At 41.1% G+C, this 17,814-nt stretch carries 19 protein-coding genes; 10 read left to right on the top strand and 9 right to left on the bottom strand.

All coding sequences use genetic code 11. The annotated features are described in order from the left end of the window. Positions 1–154 precede the first annotated feature (154 nt). Positions 155–934, top strand: coding sequence for a uracil-DNA glycosylase (locus tag L6773_RS10295; RefSeq protein ID WP_237854089.1), 780 nt, complete (start codon positions 155–157; stop codon positions 932–934). A gap of 277 nt (positions 935–1,211) precedes the next feature. Here L6773_RS10295 and L6773_RS10290 read toward each other — a convergent pair whose 3' ends face one another. Both L6773_RS10290 and L6773_RS10285 read right to left on the bottom strand, forming a co-directional pair. After that, positions 1,212–1,706, bottom strand: coding sequence for a GNAT family N-acetyltransferase (locus tag L6773_RS10290; RefSeq protein WP_237854087.1), 495 nt, complete (start codon positions 1,704–1,706; stop codon positions 1,212–1,214). Beyond that, entirely contained in the window at positions 1,707–1,973 is a 267-nt protein-coding gene (locus L6773_RS10285; protein WP_237854085.1) for a type II toxin-antitoxin system TacA family antitoxin, read from the bottom strand. A gap of 111 nt (positions 1,974–2,084) precedes the next feature. On the opposite strand from L6773_RS10285, the gene L6773_RS10280 reads away from it, so the two are divergent. Together L6773_RS10280 and L6773_RS10275 are read left to right on the top strand one after the other, a co-directional pair. Continuing rightward, a complete protein-coding gene (locus L6773_RS10280; protein ID WP_237854083.1) occupies positions 2,085–2,837 on the top strand; it encodes a hypothetical protein in 753 nt (250 codons plus the stop codon). Between the two features lie 98 nt (positions 2,838–2,935). Beyond that, on the top strand, positions 2,936–4,267 hold the full coding sequence (locus tag L6773_RS10275; RefSeq protein WP_237854081.1) for a Kelch repeat-containing protein: 1,332 nt from the start codon (positions 2,936–2,938) through the stop codon (positions 4,265–4,267). A gap of 52 nt (positions 4,268–4,319) precedes the next feature. Here L6773_RS10275 and L6773_RS10270 read toward each other — a convergent pair whose 3' ends face one another. Next, positions 4,320–4,496, bottom strand: a complete 177-nt coding sequence (locus L6773_RS10270; protein ID WP_237854283.1) for a hypothetical protein — start codon at positions 4,494–4,496, stop codon at positions 4,320–4,322. On the opposite strand from L6773_RS10270, the gene L6773_RS10265 reads away from it, so the two are divergent. The 3 genes from L6773_RS10265 to L6773_RS10255 all read left to right on the top strand — a co-directional run bounded on the left by L6773_RS10265 (position 4,450) and on the right by L6773_RS10255 (position 8,373). Next, positions 4,450–5,298: a matrixin family metalloprotease gene (locus tag L6773_RS10265; protein ID WP_237854279.1), complete on the top strand. Its 849-nt coding sequence runs from the start codon at positions 4,450–4,452 to the stop codon at positions 5,296–5,298. The genes L6773_RS10270 and L6773_RS10265 overlap by 47 nt on opposite strands. Positions 5,299–5,313: 15 nt before the next feature. Continuing rightward, entirely contained in the window at positions 5,314–5,517 is a 204-nt protein-coding gene (locus tag L6773_RS10260; RefSeq protein ID WP_237854079.1) for a hypothetical protein, read from the top strand. Between the two features lie 306 nt (positions 5,518–5,823). Beyond that, entirely contained in the window at positions 5,824–8,373 is a 2,550-nt protein-coding gene (locus L6773_RS10255) for an MGH1-like glycoside hydrolase domain-containing protein (protein WP_237854077.1), read from the top strand. A gap of 145 nt (positions 8,374–8,518) precedes the next feature. Here the strand turns inward: L6773_RS10255 and L6773_RS10250 are convergent, their stop codons facing one another. Next, positions 8,519–9,049, bottom strand: coding sequence for a hypothetical protein (locus L6773_RS10250; protein WP_237854068.1), 531 nt, complete (start codon positions 9,047–9,049; stop codon positions 8,519–8,521). Between the two features lie 230 nt (positions 9,050–9,279). Between L6773_RS10250 and L6773_RS10245 the strand changes: the two genes are divergently transcribed. Next, complete coding sequence (locus L6773_RS10245; protein WP_237854066.1) at positions 9,280–10,725, top strand: DASH family cryptochrome; 1,446 nt, start codon at positions 9,280–9,282, stop codon at positions 10,723–10,725. A 107-nt stretch (positions 10,726–10,832) separates the two neighbouring features. Here L6773_RS10245 and L6773_RS10240 read toward each other — a convergent pair whose 3' ends face one another. The 5 genes from L6773_RS10240 to L6773_RS10220 all read right to left on the bottom strand — a co-directional run bounded on the left by L6773_RS10240 (position 10,833) and on the right by L6773_RS10220 (position 14,655). Next, positions 10,833–11,720, bottom strand: a complete 888-nt coding sequence (locus L6773_RS10240; RefSeq protein WP_237854059.1) for a hypothetical protein — start codon at positions 11,718–11,720, stop codon at positions 10,833–10,835. Between the two features lie 268 nt (positions 11,721–11,988). Continuing rightward, positions 11,989–12,522 carry a Spy/CpxP family protein refolding chaperone gene (locus L6773_RS10235; RefSeq protein ID WP_237854058.1) on the bottom strand — a complete coding sequence of 178 codons (534 nt, stop codon included), beginning with the start codon at positions 12,520–12,522 and terminating at the stop codon, positions 11,989–11,991. Continuing rightward, positions 12,519–12,989, bottom strand: coding sequence for an anti-sigma factor family protein (locus L6773_RS10230; RefSeq protein WP_237854056.1), 471 nt, complete (start codon positions 12,987–12,989; stop codon positions 12,519–12,521). Before L6773_RS10230 ends, L6773_RS10235 begins: the two co-directional genes overlap by 4 nt. A gap of 21 nt (positions 12,990–13,010) precedes the next feature. Beyond that, positions 13,011–13,586, bottom strand: a complete 576-nt coding sequence (locus L6773_RS10225; RefSeq protein ID WP_237854054.1) for an RNA polymerase sigma factor — start codon at positions 13,584–13,586, stop codon at positions 13,011–13,013. Between the two features lie 412 nt (positions 13,587–13,998). Then, positions 13,999–14,655 (bottom strand): O-methyltransferase, encoded by a 657-nt coding sequence (locus L6773_RS10220; RefSeq protein ID WP_237854052.1) that lies wholly within the window; start codon positions 14,653–14,655, stop codon positions 13,999–14,001. Between the two features lie 226 nt (positions 14,656–14,881). Between L6773_RS10220 and L6773_RS10215 the strand changes: the two genes are divergently transcribed. The 3 genes from L6773_RS10215 (at position 14,882) to L6773_RS10205 (ending at position 17,681) form a co-directional block, all read left to right on the top strand. After that, positions 14,882–15,205, top strand: coding sequence for a VOC family protein (locus L6773_RS10215; protein ID WP_237854050.1), 324 nt, complete (start codon positions 14,882–14,884; stop codon positions 15,203–15,205). 123 nt (positions 15,206–15,328) lie between these two features. Next, a complete protein-coding gene (locus L6773_RS10210) occupies positions 15,329–16,432 on the top strand; it encodes a nickel-binding protein (protein ID WP_237854048.1) in 1,104 nt (367 codons plus the stop codon). Between the two features lie 136 nt (positions 16,433–16,568). Next, on the top strand, positions 16,569–17,681 hold the full coding sequence (locus tag L6773_RS10205; RefSeq protein WP_237854046.1) for a nickel-binding protein: 1,113 nt from the start codon (positions 16,569–16,571) through the stop codon (positions 17,679–17,681). Positions 17,682–17,814: the final 133 nt, after the last annotated feature.

Raw genomic sequence — 17,814 nt, 5'->3', positions numbered from 1 at the left:
ATTTTTCCGCAAATGACCGTAAAAACAAGGAGGGACTTTTACCTCCCCTTCCTTGTTTCGTTATTTTACGGAATAGGCAAGGGGACTGAGGGGATGGGTCAAAGCACTTGATTCCATTCCAGCCACCAATTACCTTCTTATAAAATGGATTCCAATGAGCGATAAAAAAGAACAACTCTACGAAGATATTCTCAGGTTTCTTGAATATGAGAAAGAAGTCTATGGGGCTTTTACAATCACTGAAGCTGATGAAATCAATCACGAAGAGGTAAAAACGGAGAGCAAACCAATAGTAGAGGAAGAAGCAGAGGGATACTCCACAAAAGTCTCTGAAGAACCAACATCTTTGGAAGAAAAATTGGAGGCTTGCAGCTCCTTAAAAGAACTTCGGGATCTATGCAAAAGTGCCAAAGAACTTAAAACCGACCTCGAAAATACGAACCTGGTTTTTGGTGTTGGGAATCCAAATGCAGACTTAATGATTATAGGTGAAGCGCCGGGACAAGAAGAGGATCGTCAAGGTGAACCTTTTGTTGGAAAAGCCGGCCAGTTGTTAAATAAGATTTTAAAGGCGATCGACTTTGACAGGGAGGATGTATATATCGCCAATATTTTGAAACACCGTCCGCCGGGCAACCGAAATCCTAACCCGGATGAACGACTTCGAAGCCTGCCCTACCTGATGCGGCAGATAGACCTGATCGATCCCAAAATTATATTGTGTGTAGGCAAAGTATCAGGAACTACACTTCTTAAAAAAGAGGATTCACTTCGAAACTTACGAGGACAGTTTTACCCTTTCCGCGGAGCTGAGTTGACGGTCACATATCACCCCGCTGCTCTGCTTAGAAATCCCCAGTGGAAGCGCCCTACTTGGGAAGATGTACAGAAAGTTAGAAAACGGTATGATGAATTGGGTTGTAAGCCATCATGATGATTCCTCTAAAAATGAACTACCCCGTGGCAGAGCCACGAGGTACCAATGTATAATCCATATCCTTTCTTCAAATTTGAACTTTTTATCCAGTGTTCAGGGGGTAATGGGGGATGATCAATGATGTCCAAAACCCAAAATTTGGATAAACTTCAAACCATTATTCTTCATAATGACAGATCAAAATAATTAGCAGATGCTTTTACTTCTCTTGCTGTATGAGCCGCTAATCCAAAAACCCCTTGTAAATGATCGATAACCCCTGTTAAGTAAGAAACTAAAACATTGAATTTCTCACCTTTTCTATAGAGATGTAAAGATGATTTGTTTCAACCAATAACTCTTCGAAAACAAAATTTTCGTAAAATTTCCTAGCATTATCATCTTTTGCATCTACTGTAATACAATGTATACCAACCTCCTCCGATATCTCTACTATTCTTTTTAGAGCGTCAATCAGCAATAATTTTCCATAACCATTTCCTTGATGGTTTTGATTAACTGCTAATCGACCTATTAATGCGCTTGGAATTGAATATTTCGGCAACCCATCATTTTCCGGGAATGCATCGTACTCCAAACTCGCCGTACTTATTGAATAAAAACCTAATATGTCTTGTTCATCATTGGTTAATACATACGTTTTACTTACGTCTTTTTCCGCATTCTGACGAGTAAATCTTTGTATGTATGTATTTAAATGTTCCTCTCCGCAATCAAATTTTTTTCTATTATGCCCCCTTGTAAGCCTCTCAAATCTGATGTCTGCCATCTAACTGATCTTCGCGTTGTAATGAGCAAATGCCTCAGACAGATTCTCATCCGGTTCTGTAGAATCCATTATTTCAAGTAACCTTTTCATATCACGCTTGGTAAGTTCAATCCGCTTTTCATGATCTAAAGTTTCCTGAGCTTTTTTCATGGCTGACTGCAATACAAAAGAAGTTAAGTTAACCCCCAAAATACTTGCAGCTCTATGTAAGGTTTGTTTATCGGATTCTGAGATCCTCATATTTAAGCTTTTACTTTTAACAGACATAGTTTATATCACTTTATTTTGAATTTGTACTGACAACGTACACACATTTCCGAAAAAATAAAGCATCTAATATCTCTGCTTGCAGAATATTGGCGCGAAGATGGTCATAAAGTGATCTTCCTTTTTGGAACAGATCGATTTGTACCGGCTGATCTTTTATTCATGCATGTTGATCTTTCCATTGTTCCGGACAAGTATCTTGAATTTGCTGAAAAATATCCAATAGTGATTAATGGGAATATTAAAGATATTCGAAAATCCACCTACGGTACTCATCTGCTAAATAAAAAGGACAACTGGGATGGCCCGGTCATTGTTAAATCGGACCACAACTGCGCCGGCATTCCTGAACGCACTCGTGGTGGTATTGTCGGCAAAATTCATGACAAAGTTCTAAAGGCTATTCATCGTTTCAACAATGAGAAGTCACCTCTTGCAATTAGAACCGCTCTCGACTATAAAGTATATGATCATCTGAGTGAGGTCCCCCGCATCTATTTTCACCACCCTGGTTTAGTAATACAAAAATTTTTACCGGAAATGGAAGATGAACTGTATTGTGTTCATACTCTATTTTTCCTCGGTGATCAGATGAGCTGTGCACGCCTCAAAGGTGAACATCCAATTGTTAAGGACCACACAGTTACCGACATAGAGAGAACTGTTGACCCACATCCAGATATTCTTTCCTTAAGAGAGAAGTTACAGTTCGATTATGGTAAATTCGACTATGTGATATATAAAAAAGAACCTGTTTTACTGGATGCAAATAAAACGGTCGGCTGGCCTCCAAACATATCGAATAATGAAGATTCAATGGTACGCATTAAAAACCGCGCGGTAGGGCTTTATACCTATTTCTAAATCATTTGAGACTTTTGAGCCTTGTAGTTGTAAGCTTCAACTGTAATTCATTATACTTTTAAAAACGTTTATTAATTCTCCACATCATTCCTCTAAAAATGGATTTCAAAAGCCTTATTATTTCTTTGCTCTTTGCAATTTTAGCATTTTTCCCTACCCAAGTAACCGCACAAACCTACAACTGGCACACACTTGAAGCCTATGGCAGTGCCACCGAAAGGCACGAGAATGCATTGGTACAAGCCGGCAATAAGTTTATTTTGATTGGCGGACGCGGAATGAAGCCGGTAGATATTTATGACACCCAAACGAACGAGTGGACAGAGGGAGCTCAACCGCCGTTTGAAATTCATCACATCCAGGCTGTAGAGTTGCATGGCCTTGTGTACGTTGTTGGTGCAATGACCGGTGGATGGCCGTATGAAACACCGCTTTCTCATATTCTCATTTACGATCCGGTTTTGGATAAATGGGGTACCGGGCCTGAAATTCCAGAAAATCGCAGACGTGGTGCTGCCGGAACCGTAGTGTACAATGGTAAAATTTATGTAGCCTGTGGAATTATCAATGGCCACACATCCGGTTGGGTGAGCTGGCTGGACGAGTTTGATCCGAAAACCAATTTATGGCGTGAATTGCCAAATGCACCCAGGTCACGGGATCATCTTCATGCTGCTGTGGTTGATGACAAACTTGTTGTTGCAGGCGGGCGCCGCTCCGGATACGGCGGCGGAGGGTTTGAAACAACCATCAGCGAAACAAATATATATGACTTCGATACCGGAGAGTGGACAGAACTTCCATCTCCCGACGGGGATATTCCAACTGAAAGAGCCGGAATTGCTGCCGCCGTTCACCAAAATAATGTGGTAATTATTGGCGGGGAAAGTGGCAGCCAGCAAACTGCTCACAACGAAGTGGAAGTCCTGGATATATCAAACGGAACCTGGGAATCTCTTCCCTCTCTGAACCGTGGACGACATGGCACGCAAGCAATAAATGTTGGGGATATGCTTGTGGTTGGCGCAGGAAGTGGTGATCGCGGAGGCGGACCGGAGCTTACTTCATTTGAAGTTTTTTCGAACATAGAAAATCCTGAGTTCCCTAATAATCCGCTCACCAAAGCTGAACTGACAGTTTCGTCTGAATCAATTTCATTTTCCGGGGGTGAGCGCGGTGGAAAAGAAGTTATTTTGAGTAGTCAAAATGGGAACCAAGCCAGTTTAATCAGTTATATCCAGTTAGATAATACCACAGATTTTGAGCTTGATCTGCCAATGAAAACTCCATTCATCCTTGCACCGGGGCAGGATATTCCCATTGATGTAACATGGATTAGAAACAGATCAGGTGATTCTGAAGCAACACTGTTCATCAAACCACTGGGTAATGCTGAACCATTAAGCGTCGAGGTGAAAGCCATTCAATAAGCAACTCCAAAAAAATAAAATCGAATGCTCATCAAATCGTTATATTACTGTATTAGCCGAAAATTCTTAATGATTCGAGAATGAGACTTACGCTGCCCATATTGTTGATCTCACTTCTGCTATTCTTAGAGAGCACCGGCTTATCTGTTTCAGCAAACTCCCCCCCTGCCCCACTCGATACAATTTCTTCGGAATGTTCAGAACCGATTACCTGGAGAATTGGTACCATAGATTCTCGTTTCAATATCAAGGAAACTGAGTTAAAAAATATCATGAGGAATATTGAGAACCTTTGGTCTGATGCGGTTGAAAAAAATCTGCTCCAGTATAGTGACAGCGGTGAAGTTGCTATTAACCTAATTTACAGTGAAGAGCAAAAATTTACCGATAATGAACAAAAGCTCTCCGAACAGATCAACGAGATGAGAAAGAAATACTACTCCATGAGGGTAGACTACCAGCAGGAGTCAGTAAGATTTCGGGAAAAATTAAATCAATACAACACCACATTTACGGAATATGCAAACAAAGTAAATGAATATAATCTCCGTCTCTCCCGGTTAACCAACAACGGAATTGTTTCGCGGGATGATGATGAAAATTTAAAGAATTTGAAGAAAGAGATGGAGTTCCTGGAGAAAAAACTCGATCCATTGGAGGAAGAGTTAACGGCTGAGGAACAGAATCTGAATCGTCTCTCCGAAGAACTGAATGATTATGCTGATGAAGTGAATGAATATGTTTTCCAGTATCGAAACCGTTACTCGCAGTCGAGAACATTTTTCCAGGGGTTTTATACCAATGTCGGGAATCAAAAAAAAGTGAATATCTATCAATTCGAAAACCTTGATAAACTGAAATTAGTCTTGGCCCATGAATTTGGCCATGTTTTGGGATTAAGCCATAATGAAAATCCCGTTTCTATTATGAATTATAATATGCGTCTGCAAAATGAAGAGAGACTTAAACTCAGTGATCAGGATATTCAGTCGATCCAAAACAAATGTGGTTTATCGCAGACAAGCAGGTAATTTTTTAATCCAACAATGGATCTAATTATCATCCTCTTCGGAGTTCTGATCATCCTCGCCGGAATTGGGATACTAATTAAACCGGACTCCATTTTTGATTACCTCAAACGTGAATCAAATAATTATAAGCTCCACATCTTTGCAATTACACTTCGGCTGATTCTTGGAGTTCTGTTGATCTATTATGCTTCAATCTCTCATTACCCTATTGCTATATAAACTTTAGGCTGGTTTGCAATTATCGCTGCTATTGCATTAATCTTGATCGGGCATAACAATTTCCGGAAATTGATTGATTGGGCTGTAAATTTTATTAAACCATTCCGGTACTTTGGTGCGATTTTGGCGATTCTCCTTGGTGCTCTCCTGGTATATGCATTTCTCTGATTATATTTTGACGACTGATTCTTCATCCATAAATTATCCAGTAATATCATTGCCATAGAAACAAAGAACTCCCCGTTTTTTTAAGACTTTCTGAGATTCCGTGGCAATTCTTCTCATTTAAAAACCTGAATACCTTCTATGAGAACTTCGTTTGGAATTGCCACAGCCGCTCTTATGCTTTTGGGTTTTATTTCAATTGCTCACTGCCAAACAAAGCAATCCTCCATTTTAGATAAACAGGAAATCCTGGACCGATACAGTTGGTGGGATAATCAAGACTGGGATTGGTATAAAGAGAATATTCCCTTTTTTGATTCTCCGGATTCAGCATTTACCGAAATCTACTACTACCGCTGGGAGGTAATGACCAAACACCTGATCTACGGTTCGCCTGAACACGGGTATACCTTTACCGAGTTTATCAATCGGCCATTTTGGTCCGGAACTTATGGTGCGATCAGTTGCCCGCTGGGGCACCAGTTTTACGAGGTGAGATGGTTAAAAAATCCACAAATTGTTAATGATTTTGCCCGATACTGGTTTGAAGTTCCGGGTGCAGAACCGCGGAGTTACAGCAACTGGTACGGCGATTCGATGTGGGCGGTCTACAAAGTGAATCAAGACAAGAATTTTCTTGAGACTGTTTATCCCTATATGATTCAGCAGTACAACGGTTTTGAAAAGGAGCATTTTGAACCCGGCCATGGCATGTTTATGTGGGATGGCATGCACGATGGAATGGAGTTGAACATCAACGGGCGGCAAACTGACCGGGAATTTGACGGCGGAGATGGCTTCCGTCCCACCCTCAACAGTTATATGTACGCCGATCTTTTAGCACTTTCCAAAGCCTCTGCCCTGCTTGGTGAAACCGATCGGACCAAAGAATACACCAAAAAAGCCGAAAAACTAAAAGAGCGAGTCCAGGAAGAACTTTGGAATCAAGATCGCCAATTCTTTTTCCACCAGTTTGCGTTTGATGAAAAAGACGGAATCGAAGCGTATTCACTTACCTATGAAACAGGACTTTATGCCGGCAGTCCGCACGGGCGAGAGGCGATTGGATTTGTCCCATGGCAATTCAATCTGCCAGATCCGGGATATGAAGAAGCCTGGAAATACCTGATGGATGAGAATTATTTCTACTCGGAATATGGACCTACAACCACTGAAAGAAACGATCCACAGTTCTTGGTTGCCGATGATTGCTGTGTTTGGAGCGGAAACTCCTGGCCCTATGCAAATACTCAAACTTTGGTTGCGATGGCTAACCTCTTGAACAACTATGATCAGGATGTGATTGACAACAATGATTATCTCGACATTTTGCAAATCTATGCAAAAACACACGAAAAAGACGGCAGGCCGTATATCGCTGAAGCTGCCGATCCATTTACCGGGTCATGGGAAGGCCACGATGACCACTACCACAGTGAGCACTATCTGCATTCAGGGTATATCAATAATGTGATTACCGGGCTGGTTGGGTTGCGTCCGCAGGCTGAAAACTCGTTCGTTCTCAATCCGCTGATTCCTGAAGATTGGGATTATTTTGCCCTTGAAGATGTGGACTACCACGGTCACTCTTTGTCAATTGTTTGGGATCGTCATGGGTCTCACTACAATCGCGGACAAGGTTTGATGATTTTTGTGGATGGAGAAAAAGTGAAATCCTCTGAAACCATTCAGAAACTGGAAGTATCGATTGAGCCAGTCGAAGATCAGACTCTACACCAACCCCCCGTCAACTATGCAGTAAACAACGGACGCGGATTCTTTCCCCATATCACCGTGTCATCCTATCAAACCGGGCATTCATCATACTATGCCAATGAAGGAAATTATTGGTACCACGAAACACCGGCCAATCGATGGGTTTCAGAATCGGGTAGCGACAAAGAGTGGATTGCAGTAGATTTTGGCGTGGAGCGCCCGATTAACGAGATCAAACTCTACTTTTTAGATGACGGCGAAGAGATCGTACCGCCAACCGGTTATGAAATCCAAACCTGGAATGACGACAAATGGCAATCCCATTCATCCACAAACCACACTCCACAATCCCCTGTTGGAAAGAAACCAAACATCATCACTTTTACCGAGCCACAAAACACATCAAGAATCCGAGTCCAACTCACCCCTCAACCCAATCAAGCGGTCGGACTCACCGAACTTGAAGCTTGGGGGCCTGCTGAATTCCCACTGGCTCAACCAACTGATGAAATAAAAAACCTGGCGTACAACCCCGATGGTAAACTCTACCCGATCTTCTCGGCATCTTATACAAGTCCCGGCTCAAGTCTAACAAATGTGAGTGATATGATGCACCTCATTCCCTATAACAACAGCCCGGCATGGACATCCGAAAACTCACCCAACAAAATTGACTGGATTGAGATCAATTTAGGCCCCAGGAAACCGATCCAAGGGATCGATATAATTTTTGCCGGAGACCGTGGACGCGCCGGTGCCCCTGCCTCGATTGAAATTCAATACTTAGATCAGGGAGAATGGAATACCGCAGAGGTACAGAGACGCAGTTCAGAAAAACCGACGCCAATGGCACTAAATACATTTATTCTTGAAGAACCTGTGGTAAGTAACAAAATTAGGTTGATGTTAACCCATCGACCAGATGGATACACCGGTATTTCGGAGATTATGGTTTGGAGTGATGATTCTCGTTGATGCTTGATAAATAGTGAATTGCATCTTTCTAAAGATCTTAGATCACTTACCCATATCAGAGATCGCAGATTCCTTTTACATCAAATTTGATCTCTTTACACGCATCCCGTTGCTTTTCTTTGAATCCCTAAGCCAAACCCTCACTTTAAAATATTAACAGAGCAATGGAGGCTACTATTCCAACCGCCGTGAAAATCATCCCTCGTTTGAATTGAGCTGTCGTTGTTTTGAACATCCAAAAAGATGATACCGCCATAAACAGCAGTAAAAAGCCGAGCATTGTGGTAAACGGACTGGCGGCCCCGCTGCTCATTGTTTTGTGCAGATCGTTAAACCGTTCGAGAATCACCGGTAACTGATATACTGAATACGTAGCCAAACCGGTTTCTTTACTATAGGTACCTGTTCCAAAATCGATGATCTCTGCGTCTTCGCTTTCCACGCTAAATCTTCTCATCCGAAGTGTTTCTGCCAACTCATTCGCCTGCAGGTTGGGTTCCAGTTGTTGCTCAACTTGTCTCTCGGTTTTCAGGAAATTCGTATCTCGAAATGTAAGCACGATTCCGCTGATTGAATAAATTACGATCAGTCCGAGAATTAAAAATCCAATATCCCGGTGAAGAACGCGCATATAGTAGTGAATGCTTTTCTTATTGTTTTTATGATTATTAGCCATCTGTTCACTCGCTTTTTTAACCGTTTAAAGTCTATTTATTTGATGATTAGACGTATTCATTTGATAACCGTTTGGAAACTTAGATTCAGTCTACATTCAAAATGTTGTGGTTCATTTTTCTTCGAAACGCTTTTTCAGAGGCTTTGTTTGATGATTGAGATTAAGGACAATAAGGATAGGAACGCTGAACAACACTCTGCCCGTTTGATACGAAAAACAGCACAACTTCCATGAAGAACAGTTTACTTTGGTTCCGCAACGATCTGCGGCTCCACGACCACATTCCACTTTCAAAAGCACTGGATTCCAATACACTACTACCACTTTATGTGATCGATGAATCTCTCTTTGAACCCCATCCTCAACTCGGTTTTAAAAAAATGGAGATTCGGCGGGCACAGTTTCTGTTGGAGACATTAGCAGATCTGGATGGAAAGCTTCGGTCCCTAAATTCAAAACTTCTTGTGCTTGTCGGTGATCCGGCTAAACTGATACCGGAATTGATCGATACATATCAAATAACTGATCTCTATCACCAGGCGGAGCCGGCTTATGAAGAGCGGGCACTTCGGAATAAAATCAAAAACCAAATCACACTCGATGTAGATGTCCATTCATATTGGGGCTCCACGCTTTACCAGTTGAGTGATATACCGTTTTCAGGGTCTGAAATTCCGGATGTGTACACGAAATTCCGAAAGAAGTGTGAGAAACAATCTGTTGTTCGAGATCCACTATCTATTCCGGACAAGCTTCCTCCACTCCCTCAGAATTTTGAGTCCGGTGAGTCCACGATTCCATCACTTGAAGATTTGGGATACGATCGAGAAACCGAATTCGACGACCGTGCGGTCCTTCGATTTAGAGGCGGCGAAACGGAAGGTATCAAGCGAATGAACGACTACATTTGGGAGGGTGATCACCTGAAAAATTACAAGAAAACCCGAAATGGATTATTAGGTGCGAACTACTCCTCCAAGTTTTCTCCCTGGCTGGCAGTTGGCGCTCTTTCACCGCGAATGATCCACAAAGAAGTCAAAAAATATGAACACGAACGGGTCAATAACCGCTCGACATACTGGATGATTTTTGAACTGATCTGGCGGGATTACTGGAAATTCCTTTTTGTGAAGCATGATCCGAAGATTTTTTATCCCGGTGGAATTCAAGACAAGCAAGTTGATTGGAAACATGATGCCGAAATATTTAATCGATGGACAGATGGAACTACCGGTTTCCCCTTTGTAGATGCCAACATGCGTGAGCTCAAACATACCGGTTTTATGTCGAACCGCGGACGACAAAATGTTGCTTCCGTTTTGGCCAAAAATCTCGGTATCGACTGGCGCTGGGGAGCGGCCTGGTTTGAATCACAACTGATTGACTACGACGTGTACTCTAACTACGGAAACTGGGCATACATTGCCGGTGTAGGCACAGATCCCCGAAATCGCTATTTCCACATCGTAAACCAAGCCAAGAAATACGACCACGACGGCGAATACATGCAACATTGGCTCCCCGAATTGAGCAAGGTTCCCGGCAAACTGCTACCGGAATTTCATGAGCAAAATTCCGAAGAGATGAAGATGTATGATGTAGTACTTGGAGAAGATTATCCTGAGCCGATTATTGATTTGGAGGAGTCTTATGAGAGATTAAGAGAACGAAATTAATTCACATTAATTAGAGACCTTGTTGATCCTCATCATACATTCATCAAATAGAAAACTGGCAGGAATTCATCAGAATCTCTGCCAGTTTAGATCAGCCAGAATAGATATCAATCTAAATCAACTCGAAGATGATCAGATGATCTCATAATAACCCTGTATGTTTGGCCACCGGACTCAACATCATTCACATGGAGTTGTCCGACTGATATGTGAAGTGTATGTGCTCCCGTACGATCTGCAATTTCAGACAGGGTTTCTCCCGAGATCGTATATGTTCCATTTTGATCTTCCAACAGGATCATTTCTGAATCTTCCCTGTTGAATTTCCCCGGTTTTTCACCTTCTTTTGGATTGAACGAAGGACGAATATGGATTGCCACAGGTTTTCCGGATACCGCATCCCAGCTCAATTCAACACCCCCTGAATGGTTCTCCATGCGATTTGAGGAGGGGGTAACAATCGACACTTGCTTCTCTGGTGTAGTCGCTTTGAGGTTGAGAGCCGGAAAAGTCTCTGAACCCGTTGTACTGATCGTATACTCAGCGTCAGCTTGATAACTGAGAGATGATTCATTTGAAAACGGACCGAAAGATCGATGGCTGTAGACCGTATGTTCACCTGAAAATCGACTGGATTGTTTACTCAATCCAACCGATTCCCCTTGAGCGGATTCTATGCGTACAGATCCCATATCCACGGTGCTGGTATGATAGGGTGGCTTGAATGAAACTTGTTCATCAAAACCGATGGCCATCGCTAATCCCAACTTGTTTTCATTGTCTTTTAAAAACCGGGGATTCAGAGCACTCCAGTTCAGTATAAAAATGCCATTTCCACTTGCCTCATTACTTTCAAGAGACATGAGTGCCGAAGTCATCGGTTCCATAAACTCCAGTTCGGCTGTTGTATCTGTAGTCGAGTTTAATGCATCAGAGCATGAGGTTGTGCCTAATAAAAAAAGTACCAGAACAGTTTTATATATTCGTTTAACCATGTTATTCCTCTTTTTTCTTTTGTTAATGTTTGCTGCTTATTTCTTTAGACAACAGCAACTCCAACTCCTTGCAAAATTATTTGATTTTTTTGTATGGATACGAATTGGACAGCAGGATGGGATAAATCAGATTGAAAATTGTCCACATTGGAACCGGGCGACCTATATCGAAAATTTCCGGTTCTATAGAAGGTTAGAGTTGTTACGGAGAATCAATTTAGGCTACACTCATTCTTTGTAGGCATGAATCGCAGTTACGAATACTCCTTTACTGATTGTCAAAAGGCCTGTTTAACATAGGTGGGTTGGGGCCATTGAGCCCAGGACCAAAATTGGGCCTGCGGCCAGTCGACATAATCCTCCTTATAAAGCTATTCTGTTGTTCTTTAGTCAGAAATGTTTTTGAACGTTGCAGACTCTCCAAAGCATGCTTACTAATCTCTAATCGAATAGCTGCAATTTCACGCAAGATATTTTCAGTCCCAATGGAATCAACCTCCTCCTGATCGACCAGTAATTGAAACATCTCTTGTTCAAGAACCTGGATCTCTTCCTGCATAGGTTCTATTTCTGACTGATAGGATTGTACGAGTTGAACCATCTTTTGCTGCTGTTCCGGAGTTAGATTATCAATACGTTTCATTTCGCCGGCAAAAGGGGGTTCAAATCGGGGTTCGGGATTTAAAAACCTCGCAATTGGAGGCACACGTTCGGCTACATTCAGATACACGATCGTCCCTAAAACCCCAATATTCAGAACAATTAAAAAGATGAGTGTACCGACCATTGTTTTTACTTTCATTGCTGATCACCTTCCATTTCTGTTAATACTTGTTCAAAATTTGATCCTAAGCTCGGCTGAACCATCCCCTCGTAATACAGTTCTGAAACCGAGGTTTGTTCGGAAACATCTTGTGAAGTTTCAGTGTGATACACCAGCAGTTGTCCCGTTAAAAATCCAAGGAGAAGTCCCAGCACAACCAGTGATCCGGTTAGTGCTTTCGAAAGACCAAAAATTGAAACCGAATCCTGTTCAGAACTCTTGAATGCTTTCTGTTTAATCCGAACAGGCAGATATGGATCTCTCTTTAAATCTGGCAGCCGTTCGGGACTCGGTTCTTCCATGATAATTTGCATGGTTTGAAAGTATGAATGGCAAGATTCACACTGTTTTAAATGCCGGTTGATCTCTTTTTCCTTGTCTTCATCAAGGTGTCCTTCCAACCAATCAAGGAAATATTTTTTTACGTGGTTTCTGTTACTCATCATGTTATCACCTTTTCTTTTAAACTAACCTCTTAAATCCTCCAGATGCGGTTTCATGAGATCCAATAATTTCTTTTTGGCTCGATAAATCCTGGAATCAACGGCACTGATACTGAGATCCATTACATCCGCGATCTCCTTATTTCCCATTTCATCGTACCTCTGTAGAACCAGCGGCAGCCTGTATTTGACCGGGAGTTTTTGAATGAGTTTCCAGACCAGCACCTCCCGTTCCTCCTTCTCTAATTTCATATCTGGCGATTCAAATCCATCGTTACCCCAAAATTCAAATATGGGTGTCTCCGATTGAATCACTTCCGAAACAGATCGCTCTAACAGATCCAACCACTTATACCTGTTTCTTTTCTTCAGATAGTTTAGCGTATGGTTTGTGGCAATTCTGTAAATCCAGGTATATGCGCTGGATTGATATTTAAAATCCTCAAGGTTTTCATAAACCTTCATAAAGATATCCTGCGTAAGGTCCCTGGCAGCCTCTTCTTCACCGGTCATACGGTATACCATATTTAATATTCGATCGCCGTACTCCTCATAAAGCTCATCAAAGTTCAATGTTTTTTGATCTGTTGTTTCAGCCATGAAAGCATCGTAAATCTGCTGCTAATCAATCTATTACTAATTAGACAATCGAGACGAAAAAATCTTGCAAAAAAATGATGAGATGAAATTTTCTTTGATTTTGAGCTGATTTTAAAGTGGAAAAGCTTATAAAGCTGTAGCTCTCGCATGATTAAGCGAAATGAAATTTTCGATTTCCGATGTAGGGATTTACAATTTATAGATCGGAAATCGCTACGTTGTTATGTCAAAAATCGAATATCAAGCCTATCTATAAAACCGGAAGTGCTTTTTTGATTGAACGATTTTTGAGATGTCCGATATTCGATTTAACGATCTGATTACAGAATACAGGAGCAGGCTACACCCCTCCCGCCTCAAGGCGGACTCAGCTCAAGGGGAGATTTTCTAAATACAAAAACCAACAAAAGGTTTACTCCCCTCTTTTATAACTAATCGAAACCCCATTCCCGGTGCTGTTCAGCGTAGTCTCATAATTTGAAAGACTGGATATATGTTCATAAAACTCAGTAGTACCACCACGGCCTCTGCCAATATTATGAGCAGTAAAGCAACCTCCAACTACCAGATTAGGATCCACCGCTTTGAAATAATTGGTGTACCAGTCTTTGTCCGCATCTGAGAAAACAAAATCAAATGGACCTTCCAGTTCGGGAACAAGTGTGTGGGCATTTGCGAGTTTTGCATCGATAAATTCTGAGAGCCCGGCTTCCTCAAAATTTTCCAGGGCTTCATTGTAACGATCTTCATCAATCTCGATGGTGATCAGTTTTCCGCCGGTTTTGCTGAGTGCCCAGGCAATCCAGATCGCTGAATGCCCGGTTGAAGTCCCAATTTCTAGCGCCCGGGTGTAGCCGTTCTCAACAATGATATCATGGAGGATTTGCCCATCTATCGCGGGAATATTCATGTCGCGCCAGCTACGTCGGTTCTCATCAAGAAAAGTCTGAACCTGTTCGTCCAATTCGGGATTGTTGTTCAGTTCCTGTGCTGATAGTTCAAGGCCAAACGTGCTGACCGCCAATGAAGCAGTTAAAAATACGAGTGTGAATAAATTCGTTGTTTTCATCTGTTCTCTCCTTTTATACTAGTGCCAATACCACACTCTGAACTTACAATTTAATTTTGTAGGAAAGTTGTATGTCTGATGTAATTAACGCCAAGAACTGTATTGTACTTAATTAAATTTAATGAAAACAAATCATTGTACCTCTCGTACGTAGTGATTATACCCAAGTAAACAAATAAAGTATGGAGACAGAATGGCAATAATTCAACAAATACACCCAGTAATCATGTCTTCTGATGTTAGCAAAACCATTCATTTCTTAACAGTCCTGGGGTTTGAAGTAACGTTCCGGGATAATCCGGATGATACAACATATGCAGGCGTGTCTCGTGATTCGGTTGAGGTTCATATTCAATGGAATGATCTGTCTAATCTACCAACCGGAACTGACCGGCCCACACTCAGATTTTTAGTAGATGATGTGGATGAATTGGCTAATGAGCTAACAAATAGTGAAATGCATGGAATTGAACCGTTTACTACCGCCTGGGGTACCTATGAATTCCACTTGCAGGATCATGATCATAACGGTTATCAATTTTATAAATAACTGGAATAATTTGGCAATAGCTCTAAATACCGGTATATCAAATAAATCGTAATCAGAATACTAAAGTATGATTCAAGCTAATTTTATACATTAGTAAACCTTACTCATTAAAAAAATGCTGCTATGCCCTTATTCATGGATTATCATATCATTTCTGATATTAGCATCGATGCAGTGAAACAGGGTCATATGGCAGACAGGTCCGTACAGGATAAGCACGGGGTCAAATATATCCAGTTTTGGGTGAACCAGGAAGCCGGAACCATCTTCTGTCTCATTGAGGCACCTGATAAGCAATCCTGTGAAGCCGTTCACCAGGAAGCCCATGGAAATATTGCCTGTAATATTGTAAAGGTTGAGAGCGGTTTTTATAAACTGGTTATGGGTGAATCGCCCAAAGTTGATCATGGAATTGTACTTGCTAAAGATGGTGATTTAGATAAAGCTTACCGCTTTGTTCTTGCGATTGATATCCTGGGAATTACAACAGCTACCGGATCAGATGATCTGAAGCAGTTGATTATTCCTGGTATGCCCAAAAAAATGATTCAGAAAATTATCCCGTCATACGAAGGTCGGGAGATTAAAAGCGGAGATTATGATGGTATCCTGTGTGTATTTACAGAAGCTGAAGAAGCATTAGGATGTGCTATCGAGATTCAAAAAGAGTTATTAAAAAGGATGAAGAATCCGGATGATGAAACCTGGAATATCAGGTTCAAAATCGGGGTTGGTGGTGGCCAACCTGTTACGATGAGCGATCAATTTTTTGAGGATACCATACTTCTTGCAAAACGCCTTAGCTTAATTGCGTCTGATGGAGAGATAGTTGCATCAAACATGATTAGTAAATTGAGTGAGTTGCCGGAGAAGCAATATAGCAGTTCAGCCTTAAAATCAATACAATCGGAAGACGAAGAGTTTCTTGAGAAATTGTTTGATATCACCGAGAAGAATTGTGCCGATCATACATTTAACGTGGAAAAACTCTGTCGTGATATTGGGATCAGCCGGTCTCAACTTTACAGAAAGGTCAAGGCAGTTACCGGTCGTTCACCTGTTGAATTTATTCGAGACATACGATTGATCAAGGCTCTTTCGCTCATAAAAGAAAACAGGTACAACCTTTCTGAAGTTGCCCTGGAAATTGGGTTCAATAGCCCCTCGTACTTTTCAAAATGTTTCCGTGAAAAATATGGAGTGAAGGCTTCGAATGTAGCCGTATAGTTTGGCTAACCGTTTTTATAGGAATTAAAGAGACTCCAATAATAATTTTAAAAAGCTTTTTAGCCTTTAAATGAGGCATTAATGGTAATTTTATCGCATTTATTCTATAACATTCACTCTTCTAATAAATTATACTATGCCTTTATACATGGATTGCCACGATACGCCGGGAATAAAAATACATGAAGCTGAAAAAGCTCATCTGAAAGATTTGGCTGTTCAGGAAAAGTATGATGTAAAGTACATATCCTATTGGGTAAATGAAGAGAGCGGTAAAGTTTTTTGCTTGATGAAGGCCCCAAATAAGGAAGCCATTCGTAAGACACATCTTTTAGCTAATGGGATAGAAACGTGCAATATTGTGGAAGTGGAGGGAGGTCTTTACTCAGCCTTTATGGGGAAAGACCTGAGAGACAGAGATGATTTAGTTGTAGATAAAAATGGAAATCCAGATGGTGGTTTTCGATTTATCCTTACCCTGGATATTTACGCCGTTACACGGTTGACTGACTTTATTGATTTTGATGAACTAAAACTGCCCCAGCAACCACTTGAAGCTGCTGAACGATTCATTTTAAAAAACAATGGTAATATTGTTAACCAATTGTCTTATGATCGAGTCATTGCTGTTTTTAAAACACCGGAAAGCTGTATTCTCTGTGCTAAAGAGATCCAGAAGGAATTTCAATCCCATCAAGTTCAATACACATCTAATGAATGGAACTTCAAGTTTACTATGGGCTTGTGCATTGGAGAACCGGTTGCAACAACGGATGACCAAATTTTCCAAAAGGCTTTAAATGAAAGTATGTGGTATTGCAAAATTGCTGAAAATGGAAAGATTGTAATACCTATTGAATTTGAGGAGATAAGCATTTTATGTAAAACAGAAATGGACGAACCCGGTATCAGCATTATCGACAAATCAGACCAGGGTTTTATTCACCGGTTATTTGATCATATCAACATGAATATTTCTAACGTTGATTTTACCATTGATAAATTGAGTAAAGAGATGCGATTAAGCCGGGCGCAGTTGTATCGGAAATTAAACTCCATGTCTAACACCTCTCCGGTTCAATTTGTCAGGGACATCAGGCTCAGATATGCACTCAACTTGATTAAAGAGAGAGAGTTATCAATCTCTGAAATAGCTTATGAATTGGGGTTCTCCAACCCATCCTATTTTGCCAAATGCTTCAAAAATAAGTATGGTATATCTCCTTCTAAAATCAAAGTTAAAGTGTAGTTAACACAACAGAAAACGAAGTTTAAGGCACTTTTTCCAGAACTTTCTGCTTCTTTTTATGCATGCAACATATGTTGCATTTTTTGGAACAAATGAGGTGGAAGAGAAACAAACGCGGCACTATCTATAAACT

The sequence above is a fragment of the Rhodohalobacter sulfatireducens genome, from assembly GCF_022012475.1.
Lineage (GTDB): Bacteria > Bacteroidota > Rhodothermia > Balneolales > Balneolaceae > Rhodohalobacter > Rhodohalobacter sulfatireducens.
This window is presented reverse-complemented; position numbering and strand designations above follow the sequence as displayed.